Origin of the sequence: Enterobacter sp. CP102 (genome assembly GCF_025152625.1) — a bacterium.
In the GTDB taxonomy this organism is placed as follows: domain Bacteria; phylum Pseudomonadota; class Gammaproteobacteria; order Enterobacterales; family Enterobacteriaceae; genus Enterobacter; species Enterobacter soli.
On record NZ_CP104014.1, the window covers coordinates 4687794 to 4703705 of the forward strand.

Annotated in this window: 14 protein-coding genes; 8 read left to right on the forward strand and 6 right to left on the reverse strand. The window is 57.0% G+C overall.

The window, feature by feature from the left end; genetic code table 11:
- The first annotated feature begins 13 nt into the window (after positions 1-13).
- From N1249_RS22140 to rhaM, 5 genes are all read left to right on the forward strand, one after another.
- Positions 14-1516 (forward strand): sugar ABC transporter ATP-binding protein, encoded by a 1503-nt coding sequence (locus N1249_RS22140; protein WP_259833448.1) that lies wholly within the window; start codon positions 14-16, stop codon positions 1514-1516.
- The gene (locus N1249_RS22145; RefSeq protein WP_259833452.1) at positions 1516-2520 is read left to right on the forward strand and encodes an ABC transporter permease; all 1005 of its coding nucleotides are present in this window, start codon (positions 1516-1518) and stop codon (positions 2518-2520) included. Before N1249_RS22140 ends, N1249_RS22145 begins: the two co-directional genes overlap by 1 nt.
- On the forward strand, positions 2517-3521 hold the full coding sequence (locus N1249_RS22150) for an ABC transporter permease (RefSeq protein ID WP_259833455.1): 1005 nt from the start codon (positions 2517-2519) through the stop codon (positions 3519-3521). Before N1249_RS22145 ends, N1249_RS22150 begins: the two co-directional genes overlap by 4 nt.
- A 99-nt stretch (positions 3522-3620) precedes the next feature.
- The gene (gene fucO, locus N1249_RS22155; protein ID WP_259833457.1) at positions 3621-4769 is read left to right on the forward strand and encodes a lactaldehyde reductase; all 1149 of its coding nucleotides are present in this window, start codon (positions 3621-3623) and stop codon (positions 4767-4769) included.
- Complete coding sequence (gene rhaM / locus N1249_RS22160; RefSeq protein WP_259833459.1) at positions 4766-5080, forward strand: L-rhamnose mutarotase; 315 nt, start codon at positions 4766-4768, stop codon at positions 5078-5080. The genes fucO and rhaM overlap by 4 nt, the downstream gene beginning before the upstream one ends.
- Here rhaM and N1249_RS22165 read toward each other — a convergent pair.
- The 4 genes from N1249_RS22165 to N1249_RS22180 form a co-directional block, all read right to left on the reverse strand.
- Positions 5068-6345, reverse strand: a complete 1278-nt coding sequence (locus tag N1249_RS22165; RefSeq protein ID WP_259833461.1) for an MFS transporter — start codon at positions 6343-6345, stop codon at positions 5068-5070. The two genes, rhaM and N1249_RS22165, sit on opposite strands and share 13 nt — an antisense overlap.
- Positions 6346-6389: 44 nt before the next feature.
- The gene (locus N1249_RS22170) at positions 6390-8513 is read right to left on the reverse strand and encodes an alpha-galactosidase (protein ID WP_259833463.1); all 2124 of its coding nucleotides are present in this window, start codon (positions 8511-8513) and stop codon (positions 6390-6392) included.
- Between the two features lie 104 nt (positions 8514-8617).
- Positions 8618-9613: a substrate-binding domain-containing protein gene (locus N1249_RS22175; RefSeq protein WP_259833465.1), complete on the reverse strand. Its 996-nt coding sequence runs from the start codon at positions 9611-9613 to the stop codon at positions 8618-8620.
- Positions 9614-9630: 17 nt separating this feature from the next.
- A complete protein-coding gene (locus tag N1249_RS22180; protein ID WP_014072379.1) occupies positions 9631-10179 on the reverse strand; it encodes a helix-turn-helix domain-containing protein in 549 nt (182 codons plus the stop codon).
- Between the two features lie 101 nt (positions 10180-10280).
- On the opposite strand from N1249_RS22180, the gene N1249_RS22185 reads away from it, so the two are divergent.
- Positions 10281-10940 carry an AzlC family ABC transporter permease gene (locus tag N1249_RS22185; protein WP_014072380.1) on the forward strand — a complete coding sequence of 220 codons (660 nt, stop codon included), beginning with the start codon at positions 10281-10283 and terminating at the stop codon, positions 10938-10940.
- Positions 10940-11263 carry an AzlD domain-containing protein gene (locus N1249_RS22190; RefSeq protein ID WP_014072381.1) on the forward strand — a complete coding sequence of 108 codons (324 nt, stop codon included), beginning with the start codon at positions 10940-10942 and terminating at the stop codon, positions 11261-11263. Before N1249_RS22185 ends, N1249_RS22190 begins: the two co-directional genes overlap by 1 nt.
- Positions 11264-11304: 41 nt before the next feature.
- On the opposite strand, the gene N1249_RS22195 is transcribed toward N1249_RS22190, so the two are convergent.
- Positions 11305-11517 (reverse strand): DUF1471 domain-containing protein, encoded by a 213-nt coding sequence (locus tag N1249_RS22195; RefSeq protein WP_259833469.1) that lies wholly within the window; start codon positions 11515-11517, stop codon positions 11305-11307.
- A gap of 114 nt (positions 11518-11631) precedes the next feature.
- A complete protein-coding gene (gene fdhD / locus N1249_RS22200; RefSeq protein ID WP_259833473.1) occupies positions 11632-12468 on the reverse strand; it encodes a formate dehydrogenase accessory sulfurtransferase FdhD in 837 nt (278 codons plus the stop codon).
- A 383-nt stretch (positions 12469-12851) separates the two neighbouring features.
- Here fdhD and fdnG point away from each other — a divergent pair, with 383 nt between their 5' ends.
- Positions 12852-15902 (forward strand): formate dehydrogenase-N subunit alpha, encoded by a 3051-nt coding sequence (fdnG, locus tag N1249_RS22205; RefSeq protein WP_259833476.1) that lies wholly within the window; start codon positions 12852-12854, stop codon positions 15900-15902.
- Positions 15903-15912 lie beyond the last annotated feature (10 nt).

Here is a 15912-nt window from a genome sequence, read left to right on the forward strand (position 1 = left end):
ATGGAGAACTATCATGACCCCATTGCTACAGCTTTCCGGCATCACCAAGATTTTCCCGGGTGTGCGTGCCCTTGAGAACGTCCAGCTTGAGCTCTGGCCCGGCAAAGTCACCGCCCTTATTGGTGAAAACGGTGCAGGCAAGTCGACGCTGGTCAAAGTGATGACCGGCATTTACCAGCCTGAAGAGGGCGAGATCCTCTATAAGGCAATCCCTATTCAGCTCCCGACGCCGGAATCGGCGCACAAGGTCGGGATCACCGCCATCCATCAGGAAACCGTCCTGTTCGATGAACTGTCGGTCACCGAAAACATTTTCGTCGGGCAATACCTCTATACAGGCCTTTTCAAAAAGCTCGACTGGCCAGAGATGCACCGCCGGGCGCAGGTCATCCTCACCCGTCTGGAAGTCCCCATCGACCCGCGCGCCACGCTGAAAACCCTGAGCATCGCCCAGCGTCATATGGTGGCGATTGCCCGCGCGCTGTCGTTTGAGGCGCAGGTGGTTATTCTCGACGAACCCACGGCGGCCCTTTCGCAGCACGAAATCCTCGAATTTTACCAAATCGTTGAACGCTTAAAGCAGGAAGGCAAAGCCATCCTGTTTATTTCGCACAAGTTCGACGAGATCTTTGAGCTTGCCGACCACTACACCATTTTACGCGACGGCGTGTTTGTGGGGGCCGGGGCGATGAGCGAGATAACCGAAGAGCGGATGGTATCGATGATGGTCGGGCGCGCCATTACCCAGACCTTCCCGAAAGTCGACTGCGAAAAAGGCGCAACGGTGCTGGAGGTGAAAGACCTGTGTCACCCGACCGAGTTCGCCAATATCACCTTCTCCCTGCGGAAAGGGGAAATCCTTGGCTTCTATGGGCTGGTGGGCGCCGGGCGTACCGAGCTAATGCAGGCGCTTTCCGGCGTCACGCGGCCATCGTCGGGTGAGATTGTCCTGAACGGCCACACCCAGCACTTCCGCCAGCCTGCCGATGCCATCAAAGCCGGTATCGTCTGCGTGCCGGAAGAGCGTCAGAAACAGGGCGCGATTATCGAACTGCCGATTGCGCAGAACATCAGCCTGCCGCAGCTCAGCAAGCTCAACCCGAATGGCGTGCTGCACGATGACCGTGAATGGCAGCTGGCCGACGAGTACGCAAAGCGTTTGCAGGTCAAAGCCTTTAGCTGGAAGCAGGCGGTTGAAACCCTCTCCGGCGGTAACCAACAAAAAGTGGTGATCGGCAAATGGCTGGCCACGCATCCTGACGTGATCATCCTCGATGAGCCAACAAAAGGTATCGATATCGGCTCAAAAGCGGCCGTTCATCAATTTATGTCCGAACTGGTTGGGCAGGGGCTGGCGGTGATTATGGTGTCGTCAGAGCTGCCAGAAGTGATGGGCATGGCGGACAGAATAATCGTCATGCACGAAGGGCTGATGGTGGCGGAATACCTGGCGGGCGACGCCACGGCGGAAACCATCGTCAGCGCTGCCAGCGGTGCAAAACAGGAGGCAGCGTAATGTTGAACTCACTGCTTAAACACCGTGAAGCCCTGCTGGGGGCGGTCATTATTCTGATGGTAATTGCCATTGGCAGCCGCGTACCGTCGTTTATCGCGCCGGGTAACCTGGTGGAAATGTTTAACGACACCTCCATTCTGGTGATCCTCGCACTTGGGCAAATGATGGTGCTGCTGACCAAAGGCATTGATTTGTCGATGGCGGCAAACCTCGCGCTGACCGGAATGATTGTCGCGCTGATTAACTTCCATTACCCGGACGTTCCCGTCTGGACACTGCTGATCCTCGCCACTGCGCTTGGCCTGCTGATGGGCGTCATCAACGGTCTGCTGGTGTGGAAGCTGGGTATTCCGGCGATTGTCGTCACGCTGGGCACCATGAGCATTTATCGCGGGATTATCTTTTTGCTCTCCGGCGGCGGCTGGGTCAACTCCAACCAGATGGGGGCGGATTTTCTCGGCCTGCCGCGCGCCTTAGTGCTGGGGTTGCCGGTGCTGAGCTGGTGCGCCATCGCCGCACTGCTGCTGGTGGGCTATTTCCTGCGCTACAGCCGCACAGGGCGTGCGCTCTACACCGCGGGCGGTAACGCCACGGCGGCCTACTACACCGGGATCAACGCCGGAAAGATGCAGTTTGTCAGCTTCTGCCTGTCAGGGCTGCTGGCCGGATTCTGCGGCTATCTGTGGATTTCGCGCTTTGCGGTGGCGTATGTCGATGTCGCCAACGGCTTTGAGTTACAGGTGGTAGCGGCGTGCGTCATTGGCGGGATCAGCACCATGGGCGGTACCGGGCGGGTGCTCGGCTGTCTGTTTGGCGCGCTGTTCCTCGGCGTCATCAACAACGCCCTGCCGGTGATTGGCGTCTCTCCGTTCTGGCAAATGGCGATTTCCGGCACGGTTATCGTGATTGCGGTTCTGCTTAACGAGCGCGGCAATAAACGTAAAGGCCGCCTGATCCTGCGCGACGCGGCGCTGGCACGTCAGAAAATGGCGGTGAAATCATGAGCAAAATGATGACCTCTGAAGAGATCAAAAACGAGCCGGCTCCGGCGGGTATTTTCCAGCGCCTGCTGTGCTGGGAAGGTTTTCTGCTGGCGGTCACGCTGGCGGTGTTTGTGGTGAATGCCCTCGCCTCTCCCTATTTCCTCAACATCTGGAACCTCTCGGATGCGACGTTCAACTTCACCGAAAAAGCGATCATCGTGCTGCCTATGGCGATGTTGATTATCGCCCGGGAAATTGATCTGTCGGTGGCCTCCACCATCGCGCTCAGCTCCACGGTAATGGGGTTTTGCGCGGCGGCGGGCGTGGATACGCCACTGCTGGTGTGCGTGGGGTTAGGAGTGGGGCTGTTGTGCGGGTTGTTCAACGGCATCCTGGTGACGCGCTTTAACCTGTCGTCCATCGTCATCACCATCGGCACCATGAGCCTGTATCGCGGCATCACTTACATCCTGCTCGGCGATCAGGCGCTGAACAGCTACCCGGACAGCTTCGCCTGGTTAGGGCAAGGCTATGTCTTCGGTGCGCTGTCATTTGAGTTTGCCCTGTTCATCGTGCTCGCGGCGGTGTTTGCCTTTGTGCTGCACCGTACCAACTTTGGCCGCCGCACTTACGCCATCGGCAATAACCCCACCGGCGCGTGGTATTCGGGCATTAACGTCAAACGCCATAACCTGATCCTGTTTGCACTGGTGGGGCTGATGTCCGGCCTGGCCTCGGTGCTGCTGACCTCGCGTCTGGGCAGTACCCGCCCGACGATTGCGATGGGCTGGGAGCTGGCAGTAGTAACGATGGCGGTGCTCGGCGGGGTCAATATCCTGGGCGGGTCCGGCAGCATGGTCGGCGTGATTATCGCCGCCTTCCTGATGGGGCTGGTGACCTTTGGCCTGAGCCTGCTTAATGTGCCCGGCATTGTGATGTCGGTGATTATCGGTGCGATGCTGATCGTGGTGATTTCACTGCCCATTATTACGCGCCGGATTATGCAGCGAAGACGGATCTAATTGCCGGGTGGCACTGCGTTTACATGGCCTACATAACCGTAGGCCCGGTAAGCGCAGCGCCACCGGGCATAAAAATCACAGTAATTAAGGAGAATTATCATGAGCTTTATGTTGGCACTTCCCAAAATCAGCCTGCACGGCGCGGGCGCAATCGGCGATATGGTGAATCTGGTGGCAAACAAACAGTGGGGCAAAGCGCTGGTTGTCACCGATGGCCAGCTGGTGAAACTCGGCCTGCTGGACAGCCTGTTCGCCGCGCTGGACGCCCATAAGATGTCATATCATCTGTTTGACGAGGTATTCCCGAACCCGACGGAAGCCCTGGTGCAGAAAGGTTTTGCCGCTTACCAGAGCGCGGAATGTGACTACGTCATCGCCTTTGGCGGCGGCAGCCCGATTGATACCGCCAAAGCGATCAAGATCCTCACCGCCAACCCTGGCCCGTCAACCGATTACTCCGGCGTGGGCAAGGTGAAAAACGCGGGCGTGCCGCTGGTGGCGATTAATACCACCGCAGGCACGGCGGCAGAGATGACCAGCAACGCGGTCATCATCGATTCCGCGCGCCAGGTGAAAGAAGTGATCATCGACCCGAACATCATCCCGGATATCGCCGTGGACGATGCCAGCGTAATGCTCGATATTCCTGCGTCCGTCACCGCCGCTACCGGCATGGATGCATTAACTCACGCCATTGAAGCCTATGTCTCCGTTGGCGCCCACCCACTAACCGACGCTAATGCGCTGGAAGCCATTCGTCTGATCAACCTGTGGCTGCCAAAAGCGGTCGACGATGGCCATAACCTGGAAGCGCGTGAGCAAATGGCATTTGGTCAGTATCTGGCGGGTATGGCATTCAACAGCGCGGGTCTGGGGCTGGTACATGCCCTTGCGCATCAGCCAGGGGCAACCCACAACCTGCCGCACGGCGTGTGCAATGCCATCCTGCTGCCGATCATCGAAAACTTTAACCGCCCTAACGCTGTCGCACGCTTTGCCCGTGTGGCGCAGGCGATGGGCGTCGACACGCGCGGCATGAGCGATGAAGCGGCAAGCCAGTCGGCCATCCAGGCAATCCGCGATCTGAGCACCCGGGTTGGCATCCCGTCTGGTTTCAGCCAGCTAGGCGTGACCAAAGCGGATATCGAAGGCTGGCTGGATAAAGCCCTCGCCGACCCTTGTGCGCCATGCAACCCACGCACTGCCAGCCGCGATGAAGTCCGCGAGTTGTACCTGGAGGCATTATGATCCGCAAAGCCTTTGTGATGCAGGTAAATCCGGACGCGCACGAAGAGTACCAGCGTCGCCATAACCCCATCTGGCCGGAGCTGGAAGCCACGCTGAAAAGCCACGGCGCGCACCACTACGCCATTTATCTCGATAAGGAACGCAATCTGCTGTTTGCCACCGTAGAGATTGAATCGGAAGAGCGCTGGAACGCGGTAGCGAATACCGACGTTTGCCAGCGCTGGTGGAAATTCATGGGTGACGTCATGCCGTCGAACCCGGATAACAGCCCGGTCAGCGCCGGGCTGAAAGAGGTATTTTACCTGGCCTGATTGGGTAACGCTGCCGCGCCCGCGGCAGCGGCAATCTCCTGTCGGCTGCTCAGCGTAAACGCCGACACCACCGTAATCGCCAGCACAAAACAGCCCAGCATCAGGTAAGTATCCTGGAAGCCGATCCGGTCATACATATTCCCGGCAAAGGCGGAGAGGAAAATGGCCGCCGACTGTTTCGCAAACTGGAAGCCAATCAGGTAGATAGTGGCAGACAGGCGAGTATCAAACACCCCGGTGATGTACTTGAATGCCCCCACCAGCAGGAACGGCACTTCCAGCGCGTGCAGCATCTTCAGGGCAATCACCTCCACGGCGGTGGTGGCAAATGACGAGCCGATAATGCGCGTCGCCATAATCAGCCCGGCAATCAGCAGCGTGTTTTTCGCCCCGATGCGGTTAATGATCCACGGCGAACAGAACATGATAATCGCATTACAAATTTCCCCGGCCGTGGTGGCAAATCCAAAGGCGCGCGTCCCTTCCTGCGGTGTGGCAAAGAAGGTTTTGAAGAAGGTCGCGAACTGCTGGTCGAAGACGTCATACACGCAGGCCACGCCAATCACATACAGGATGAACATCCACATTCTGCGCTGGCGGAACAGATTAAAGACAGTTTTCGCGGTGATTTGCGGCTGATTGGCGCCCAGGGCATTCATCACCTGTGCGGTCTGATTCGGTTTCGGTTTGGCGACCACCAGCAACAGCATCAGCAGCAGCGCCGCCGCTGAACCCATCCAGAAGACATAGGACGGATCGATACCGAACAGGATCCCGCCCGTCGAGGCACACAGCCCCCAGCCGAGGCAGCCGAACATGCGTGCCTTGCCGTACTCGAAGAAGCTGTTGCGGCTCACGCGTTCAATGTAAGCCTCAATTGCCCCGGAACCCGCCGAGAAGACAAACCCGATATACAGCCCGCCGCTCAACGCCCCCAGCCAGATATTTGCTTTAAGCAGTGGCGCAAAGACGAACAGGAAGAACGGTGCGAATAAAAACAGCAGCACCGCGATAATCCACAGCAGATGTTTTTTCAGTCCCAGTTTATCTGAGATAACCCCCAGCACCGGCTGGAATGCGATAGCCGAAAGCGAAATACAGGAGAACACAATCCCGGTATGGGTTTTGTTCAGCCCGATGATATCTGACAGCCAGATCGGCAGGAACGGAAAGCAGGTGGCCATGATGAAGAAGTAGAGAAAGAAGAACAGCCCGAAGATCCAGAAATTAGGGTTGTCTTTGTGGGTACAGGTTGTTGTATTCATTATTTTTATCCTCAACGGAGGACCGGTTTCCCGGCCCATCACCCTTATATGCGTTCCACGCCAATCAGAATGGCGGTTTCCGGGTCCAGGATCGGCAGCGCGATCCCCGCCTGCATCAGCCACTCACCGCTCACCGTTTGCGGGATTTCCATCCACGCCGGTAACTTACGCATGGTGTGGCCACCCTCACCCGTTAAACGAATATTCGGGTGATCGAGCAGGGTGATACGATACTGCGCGCTGGCCTCCAGCCCCGGCATTCGCAGCGGCATCATCAGGGTGTAATCCGGCATCGCGAGCTGGCTGACGAGAAACAGCCCCTGCGTTTTGTCTTCGCTCACTATACCCTGCGCCAGGGTGCTGCTGTCCGGCATATCCACCCGCCACTGGGTACCGTGATGGATAACCGCGCGCCACTGCTTATGCAGCGCGGCGTAATGGCGATACCCTTCGCGCTCATCTTCATCAACGGTGAGCGGATCCAGCTCCAGCCCCATGTGACCAAACAACGCCGTCAAACCACGGAAGGCGATGCTGTGCTGGCGGAAGGTGGCATGGCATTTATGATGACCGATATGTGCGCCCATCACTTCCGGCGGGAAGAAATAGCTCATGCCACGCTGAATGGTGTTGCGCTCCAGCGCATCGTTATTATCAGAAGCCCAGAAACGGTGGCTGCGGGTCAACACTTCATAATCGATGCGTCCACCGCCTGAAGAACAGGATTCAAATTCGATATGCGGGAAGCGCTCGCCCAGCACATCCAGCAGACGATAGAACTGGCGCGTTTGTGCATCGGCGGCGGCTTTACCGTTATGCCCGGGCTGCACCAGCTCGCGGTTCATGTCCCATTTCACGTAGTCGACCGCATGTTCACCCAGCAGCCAGCTCATACGTTCGACCAGATAGTCGAAAGCTTCCGGGATATTCAGGTTGAGTACCAGCTGATGACGCCCGGTCACCTGCTCGTAGCCTGGCAGCGCCAGCACCCAGTCGGGATGCGCACGATAGAGATCAGAATCAGGGCTAATCATTTCTGGCTCAACCCAGATGCCAAACTCCATGCCGAGCTTTTTCACATGGTTGATGACCGGCGTCAGGCCATTCGGGTATTTTTGCTCGTCCAGATACCAGTCGCCCAGCGCGCGGTGGTCGTCGTTGCGCCCTTTGTACCAGCCATCGTCGATAATAAAGCGCTCGACACCCAACGCCGCCGCTTCGTCGGCCATCCGCATGATGTATTCAGGATCATGGTGGAAGTAGATCCCTTCCCAGGTGTTGAGATGCACCGGGCGCGGTTTGTTTTCCGGGAACTGGATAATGTTGCTACGCAGGTAGCGGTGGAACTGCTGGCTCATGCCGTTTAGCCCTTGCGCGGAGTAGCTCGCAAACAGGCGCGGCGTCCAGAGCGTTTCCCCTTCGTTAATCGCCATTTCCCCTGGCAGATAGAGCGCTTCGGCCTGGAGATAACGGCGTCCGTCCGTTTTGGCTTCAGCGCGCAGGCGGTGGTTACCGCTCCAGCCCAGATGTACGCCCCAGACGTCGCCCTGCATTTCGCTGAAAGACGAGGTACCGGAGATCAGCGCCGGGAAGTGTTCATGGGATGTTTTTCCGCGGCGGTTTTCGATCACAAAGCTGTTGTGTTCCAGCTTCACCCGGTGCGGCTGAAATTCGTGGATCCAGCGCCCATGAAAGGCCATCACTTCCTGCGCACGTTCCGCAACCGGCAGCGTCACCGCAAAGCGGTCCACCTGCCAGGGCTGCGCTTTCAGGTTAGTCAAACCATGGCGCACCACCAGCACGCCACTGGCATCCAGCGCCAGCTCGCTGTTCAGGCGCAGGCCAGCGTGCGCATCTTCTGCGATCACCGTCAGGGTTTGCCCCTGTAGTTGCACATCAGTGGTCTTAAATACCGGCGAGCCGTCCAGCCCCTGCCGATGCCCCTCAATCCCGGGCGAGCCAAACAAACCGTGGCCCAGCTCCGCCATCAGCGTGACCGGGGAATCCACATCCAGCCTGCCATTGGCCACCGGACGCGAGAGACTTGCGGCATCTTGGGGTGAAAAGTGGCCAAGATGCGGCCCCCAGTAGAGGATTTCGGCGAACGGGTGCGTTTTAATCACCACGTCTACCGTCTTGCTTTCGAGTCGTAAAATGGAATCTTGCATCAGACATCTCCTGTCATCGGGATGTCCTGAGTGTTGATCCGAAACGTTTCGGATGAGAACCAAAACGTTTCGGATCTGTGATCGGGTTTGGAAATTTGCGGTATTTAGGCCGTCTGGCCTGGGGAGAATTCCGGCTGCCAAAGCACCTGAAGCTGAGCGATATCATCGCCGTTAATCAACTGGCGCACCATATCGGCAATCTGTATTCCCACGCCCTGACGCGTAGACTGGATAACCGAAGCCACGTCGATTTCCACGATGCTGTCCTGTGGTAAACCGTCGTAGACCACCAGTGACACCGCGTTTTCGCCTGTTAAGCGGCCACGCTGTACCAGTGCCATCGCCGCGCCGTCGCCGTGGGTGTTGCAATCGGTAATGATGGCCGTTGGCGGTTGTGGCAGAGAGAGGAGTTCATTCGTGGTGGCATACCCCACGCGGCGCGATGGCGGCATGGCGCGCAGCCATTCGCTGGAAAGGCCAGCTTCCCGCAAGGCGTCCAGATAACCCTGGCGACGCTGCGTAATGAAAGCCTGGTTGTTGCTCTCGCCAAGAAACGCAATTCGCTGGTGGCCCTTTTCGATAAGCCAGCGGGTCGCCTGATACGTACCGGCATAATTGTCGAAATCGAACCATGCATACGGCTGCGGCAACTGGCTACGCCCGAGCGCCAGGAAGGGGAACCCGGCGGCCTGGAGTTGCTCCAGCCGCGGGTCATGATCCAGCGTGTGCGCCACAATCAGCGCATCCACGCGGCGGCTTTGCACCATGCGCATGTAGCTGTGCTTGTCGGCCAGATCGTCCTCGGCAATCAACAGGAGATCGATTTCATGTCGCGCAAGTTCATGGCTAATTTCGCCAACCATGTCCATAAATACGCTGTTATTGAGCGGAACAGGATGAACCGGAAACACCAGGCCGACGGCATCGATTTTACCCATCTTCAGACGTCGGGCAAAGGTATTAGGCCGGTAACCCCGGCGCTGGGCCTCCGCTTCAACGCGGGTGCGCGTCTCACTGGAGACGTCGTCGTATCCGTTCAGGGCGCGGCTGACGGTGGTAACAGACAGCCCCAGTTCTTTGGCAATGGCTTTAAGCGACATGATTTTCCGTAACTTCGTTAATTTTGTTCCGCAACCAGCAGCGCATGGGTATCCGGCTCCAGCGCCTTAAAAATATGCGGCAGATCGGCGGGATAACAAATGTAATCCCCCGGCCCCAGTTCCTCTGGCGCATCCGTCAGGCCAACCAGCGCCCGGCCTTGCGTCACAATAATATGCTCAACCGAACCCGGTGGATGCGGCTGGGAAATGCGGTCCGCGCCGGGTTGCGTCAGCAGTAAATAGACATCCCGACGGGCACCCGGCGGGCACGCGGCCAGCAAAATCGCCTGATAGTTTGCCTGTTCAGCAATCACTTTGGTGCCTTCACCACGGCGGATGACCTGCGTGGTGGGTTGTTGCGGCTCCAGCAAGCGGGCAAACGGAATGCCCAGTGCAACACAAAGCGACCAGAGCGTCTCCAGGCTCGGGTTGCCGTTACCGGATTCCAGCTGCGAAAGCGTGGATTTGGCGATCCCGGCACGACGGGCAATTTCCGCCAGTGAAAGCCCGGTTCGCAGGCGTTCTCGCACCAGACTTTTGGCGATTACGCTAATTGGCTGCGTCATATAACGGCCTCTGTTCTATAAATCGAACGAATCGTTCATCTTGAAAAACGATATTGATGCGTTCATTATAATGGAAATACGTTCGATATGGCTAAAATTGTATGAAGCATCACCTCTCCTGCCTCAAGGGCGACACGATAAAAGCAATCATCCTGGTGTGCCTGGCCGTTGGCGTTGTCGGAATGTCCTACGGCTCGCTGGCGATGGCGTATGGTTTCCCTGTCTGGGTGCCGTTTGTGCTGTCAATTACCGTGCTGGCGGGCGCGTCTGAATTTATGTTTATCGGCATTGTGGCGAGTGGCGGTAATCCCCTGGCGGCTGCCGCTGCGGGATTACTGGTCAACGCGCGCCATGTCCCGTTTGGCGTAACAGTGCGTGAACTGGTGGGTAAGCGCGGCCTCAGCCTGCTCGGCTGCCACATCATGAACGATGAAAGCGTGGTGTTCGGCCTGTCGCAAAAAACGCCTGAACAACGAAAAGCTGCCTACTGGTTGTGCGGCCTTGGCGTGGCGCTCATCTGGCCGCTTGGCGCGTTGCTGGGGGCGATGGTGGGCAAACTCTTACCCGCCCCGGAAACCATCGGGCTGGACGCCGTGTTCCCGGCCATTTTACTGGCGCTGGTGGTTCCGGCATTTAAAAACCGCACAACGCTTATCCGCGCCTGTAGCGGTGCGGTATTGTCGCTGGCCGCCGTGCCATTTGCGCCGGTCGGTTTGCCGGTGCTGCTTTCTTTACTGGGCCTCGCGGCGAGGAAAAAATAATGGGAAACATGACATTCTTTATTCTGGGTATCGCCATCTTATCGGCAGGGACGTATCTGATGCGTCTTGGCGGTGCAAAACTGGGCAGCCGGCTGGCGCTGTCAGAGCGTTCACAGGCGCTGCTTTCTGACGCGGCAACGGTCTTACTCTTTTCCGTGGCGCTGGCGACAACCTTTTATGAAGGGGAACACTTTGCGGGAATGGCGCGCGTTCTGGGCGTGGCGTTTGCCGTATTCCTTGCCTGGCGCAAAATGCCGTTAATTGTGGTGATCGTCGCGGCTGCGGTGGTGACAGCGCTGCTGCGCCTGGCGGGGATCCAATAAAAAAAGCGCCCCGGGGGCGCTCTTTCGACGGTAAAGCGGAATTATTTGTTCAGTTCAGCCGTCATGTGTACACGGTTACCAGAGAATGCCTGAGTAATTTTGTAAGATGACGCGCCAGCTTCCTGAGCCTGTGCTGCGATTTTCGCTTCTGCGCCGTCAATGGTAGAGGCGGTTGCGGTGACAGTCTGTGCAGCGAAAGAACCGAAAGAAGTAGCCAGAGCGATTACTGCGACAAAAGTTTTGATGCTGTTCATGATGTAAACCCTTTCGTTTAGTTGTTTAGGTAAGGCGCCGTGCCTTGATGAGATAAATACTAGACCTCATCACGAACAACTAAAAGCGGAAGGATTTGCTAATATCATTCAAAATTACTGATCAACAATTAAGCGCTGAGGATGGGTATAAATCGTCGCCCTTCCCGGCTTACAGAATCCGACCAGCGTCAGGTTACAGCGCTCTGCTACTTCCACAGCCAGCGTGGTCGCCGCTGACACTGCGAACAGAATTTCAATGCCGCACATCGCCGACTTCTGCACCATCTCATAGCTGGCCCGGCTGGACACCAGCGCTGCCCCCTGTTGCCAGATATCGCTCTCGCGCGCCCGGCGGCCCAGCAGTTTATCCAGTGCCACATGGCGACCCACATCCTCATGCCCACCGGCAATTTCACCTGATGGCTGCACCCAGGCCGCGGCGTGTGTACACCCGCTCAACTGGCCAATGGGCTGTACATCGTTCAGGTGCTCAAGTGCGCGGTCGAGGTGCGCCAGGTTAAATGTCTGGGTAAACGGCAACGGGGATATCGGTTTGCCAATATCGTTAAGCTGCTCAACGCCGCAGACTCCGCAGCCCGTGCGCCCGGCCAGCGCGCGACGCCGCTCTTTCAGCCCCATAAAGCGACGGCTTGAAAGTTCGATTTGCACTTCAAGGCCATTACAGGCCTGAACCACGTCCATGCCGTAGATATCCTGCGGGTGCTCAATGATGCCTTCCGAAAGGGAAAAGCCAATGGCGAACAGGTCGAGATCTTTGGGCGAGGCCATCATCACCACGTGCGAGATACCGTTGTAGACCAGGGCAACGGGGACTTCCTCCGCCAGAAAATCGGGAGTGACGCGGGTAATGTGGGGCGGTCTGTGTACCGACAGTTCCACAATGCCCGCAGGCAGTGGCGACGCGTGGGTAACACGGTTTTGTTTAGACACAACGGTATTCCTGAACAACCACAGAAGCAGGTCTGCTATTGCAGCATAAACGGCAGACCTTACGCATAGTATGGATCAACTTTTCTGCACCCATCCTCATCAAGTTTACCTACTCATTCAGGAGGGGGGCAACCAAATCCATGATACACCCCTTTAACATGAGGGGCCGATAATGTGATTAATATCACACTTTATAATCAATGCAGTGATAATACGTTCACTTTGTATTAACGCAGTTCAAACAGGCTTACCGACAATGTGGTATTCTGATGATATCCCTCGTGGAATTGAGGGATTAACGCAAATTTTTCTCCTTTGCGGTCAATTCTCAACCGCGAAGTTAAAACTACATATGTAAGCAATGTCGAAACAAGGAGTGACCCATGCAGGTCAGCAGAAGGCAGTTCTTTAAGATCTGCGCTGGCGGTATGGCAGGCACCACGGCAGCGGCACTGGGCTTTGCGCCCGGCGTAGCGCTGGCGGAAACGCGGCAGTACAAACTGCTGCGCACCCGTGAAACCCGTAATACCTGTACGTACTGCTCTGTCGGTTGCGGGCTGTTGATGTATAGCCTCGGCGACGGTGCAAAAAACGCCAAAGCGTCTATCTTCCACATCGAAGGCGATCCGGATCATCCGGTTAACCGCGGTGCGCTGTGCCCGAAAGGCGCAGGTCTGGTGGACTTTATCCACTCAGAAAGCCGCCTGAAATTCCCCGAATACCGCGCTCCAGGCTCCGACAAATGGCAGCAAATCAGCTGGGATGATGCGTTTGACCGCATCGCGAAACTGATTAAAGAAGACCGCGATGCCAACTTCATCGACAAGAACGCCGACGGCGTAACGGTGAACCGCTGGCTCTCTACCGGGATGTTGTGTGCCTCTGCCTCCAGCAACGAAACCGGTTATTTAACCCAGAAATTTACGCGTGCACTCGGTATGCTCGCGGTCGACAACCAGGCGCGTGTCTGACACGGACCAACGGTAGCAAGTCTTGCTCCAACATTTGGTCGCGGTGCGATGACCAACCACTGGGTCGACATCAAGAACGCCAACCTCATCGTGGTGATGGGCGGTAACGCCGCTGAAGCGCACCCTGTCGGGTTCCGCTGGGCGATGGAAGCCAAAATCCACAACGGCGCAAAATTGATTGTTATCGATCCCCGCTTTACGCGTACAGCGTCAGTGGCGGATTTCTACACCCCTATTCGTTCAGGTACTGACATCACTTTCCTGTCAGGCGTATTGCTGTACCTGATGACCAACGAAAAATATAACCGCGAATACACCGAAGCCTATACCAACGCCAGCCTGATCGTGCGTGAGGATTATCACTTCGAAGATGGCCTGTTCAGCGGTTATGACGCCGAAAAACGCAAGTACGACAAAACCAGCTGGAACTACGAGCTGGATGAGAAAGGCTTTGCGAAGCGCGACACCACGCTGCAACACCCGCGCTGCGTGTGGAACCTGCTGAAAGAGCACGTTTCTCGCTATACGCCGGATGTGGTTGAAAACATCTGTGGTACGCCGAAGGCGGACTTCCTGAAAGTCTGTGAACTTATCGCCGAAACCAGCGCGAAAGATAAAACCGCATCGTTCCTGTATGCACTCGGCTGGACACAACACTCCATCGGTGCGCAGAACATCCGTACCATGGCGATGGTGCAGCTGCTGCTCGGTAACATGGGGATGGCAGGCGGCGGCGTAAACGCCCTGCGCGGTCACTCCAACATTCAGGGTCTGACCGACCTCGGCCTGCTGTCTCAGAGCCTGACGGGTTATATGAACCTGCCAAGCGAAAAACAGCCTGACCTGCAAACCTATCTGACCGCCAGCACACCAAAACCACTGCTGGAAGGCCAGGTGAACTACTGGGGCAACTATCCGAAGTTCTTCGTCTCAATGATGAAAGCATTCTTCGGCGACAAAGCAACGGCTGAAAACAGCTGGGGCTATGACTGGCTGCCGAAGTGGGACAAAGGTTACGACGTTCTTCAGTACTTCGAGATGATGAACCAGGGCAAGGTCAACGGCTATCTGTGCCAGGGCTTTAACCCGGTTGCCTCGTTCCCGAACAAGAACAAGGTTGTCGCGTCCCTGTCAAAACTGAAGTTCCTGGTCACGATTGACCCGCTCAATACCGAAACCTCGACCTTCTGGCAGAACCACGGTGAATCGAACGATGTCGACCCATCGACGATTCAGACCGAGGTGTTCCGCCTGCCATCAACCTGCTTCGCGGAAGAGAACGGCTCTATCGTTAACTCCGGGCGCTGGTTGCAGTGGCACTGGAAAGGCGCAGACGCCCCGGGGCTTGCCATGAACGATGGCGAGATCCTGGCTGGCATCTTCTTACGCCTGCGTAAGATGTACGCAGCCGAAGGTGGCGCCAACCCGGAACCGGTTCTGAACATGTCCTGGAACTACTCAACGCCGGAAAATCCATCTGCAGAAGAAGTGGCGATGGAAAGCAACGGTAAGGCGCTGGCGGATGTTATCGACCCGGCTACCGGTGCGGTTCTGGCGAAGAAAGGCGAACAGCTGAGCACCTTCGCGCACCTGCGTGATGACGGTACAACATCCAGCGGTTGCTGGATCTTCGCCGGTAGCTGGACGCCGAAAGGCAACCAGATGGCCAACCGCGATAACGCCGACCCATCGGGTCTGGGTAATACGCTGGGCTGGGCATGGGCATGGCCGCTGAACCGCCGCATTCTGTACAACCGCGCCTCCGCAGACCCGCAGGGTAACCCGTGGGATCCGAAGCGTCAGCTTCTGAAGTGGGACGGCGCGAAATGGGGCGGCGTGGATATTCCGGACTACAGCACTGCCGCACCAGGCAGCGATGTCGGGCCGTTTATCATGCAGCCTGAAGGGATGGGACGCTTGTTTGCTATCGATAAGATGGCGGAAGGGCCGTTCCCGGAACACTACGAGCCGTTTGAAACGCCGCTGGGTACCAACCCGTTGCACCCGAACGTGGTCTCTAACCCGGCAGCCCGTATCTTCAAGGGCGATTTCGAAGCGCTGGGTAAAAAAGACAAGTTCCCGTACGTGGGTACAACCTATCGTCTGACCGAACACTTCCACTACTGGACCAAGCACGCGCTGCTTAACGCCATCGCGCAGCCGGAACAGTTTGTGGAGATCGGCGAGAAGCTGGCGAACAAGCTCGGCATTGCCCACGGCGATACCGTGAAAGTCTCCTCTAACCGCGGCTATATCAAGGCCAAGGCAGTGGTGACCAAGCGTATTCGCACGCTGAACGTTCACGGTCAGCAGGTGGACACCATTGGTATTCCTATCCACTGGGGTTACGAGGGCGTGGCGAAGAAAGGGTTTATTGCTAACACCCTGACGCCGTTCGTCGGTGATGCGAATACGCAGACGCCGGAGTTTAAGGCCTTCCTCGTGAACGTGGAAAAGGTGTAACGGAGACGAC

Bases quoted from the DNA above. Each gene is read 5' to 3' on its own strand.
- N1249_RS22140 (WP_259833448.1), top strand. From the start codon at position 14: ATGACCCCATTGCTACAGCTTTCCGGCATCACCAAGATTTTCCCGGGT.
- N1249_RS22145 (WP_259833452.1), top strand. From the start codon at position 1,516: ATGTTGAACTCACTGCTTAAACACCGTGAAGCCCTGCTGGGGGCGGTC.
- N1249_RS22150 (WP_259833455.1), top strand. From the start codon at position 2,517: ATGAGCAAAATGATGACCTCTGAAGAGATCAAAAACGAGCCGGCTCCG.
- fucO (WP_259833457.1), top strand. From the start codon at position 3,621: ATGAGCTTTATGTTGGCACTTCCCAAAATCAGCCTGCACGGCGCGGGC.
- rhaM (WP_259833459.1), top strand. From the start codon at position 4,766: ATGATCCGCAAAGCCTTTGTGATGCAGGTAAATCCGGACGCGCACGAA.
- N1249_RS22165 (WP_259833461.1), bottom strand. From the start codon at position 6,345: ATGAATACAACAACCTGTACCCACAAAGACAACCCTAATTTCTGGATC.
- N1249_RS22170 (WP_259833463.1), bottom strand. From the start codon at position 8,513: ATGCAAGATTCCATTTTACGACTCGAAAGCAAGACGGTAGACGTGGTG.
- N1249_RS22175 (WP_259833465.1), bottom strand. From the start codon at position 9,613: ATGTCGCTTAAAGCCATTGCCAAAGAACTGGGGCTGTCTGTTACCACC.
- N1249_RS22180 (WP_014072379.1), bottom strand. From the start codon at position 10,179: ATGACGCAGCCAATTAGCGTAATCGCCAAAAGTCTGGTGCGAGAACGC.
- N1249_RS22185 (WP_014072380.1), top strand. From the start codon at position 10,281: ATGAAGCATCACCTCTCCTGCCTCAAGGGCGACACGATAAAAGCAATC.
- N1249_RS22190 (WP_014072381.1), top strand. From the start codon at position 10,940: ATGGGAAACATGACATTCTTTATTCTGGGTATCGCCATCTTATCGGCA.
- N1249_RS22195 (WP_259833469.1), bottom strand. From the start codon at position 11,517: ATGAACAGCATCAAAACTTTTGTCGCAGTAATCGCTCTGGCTACTTCT.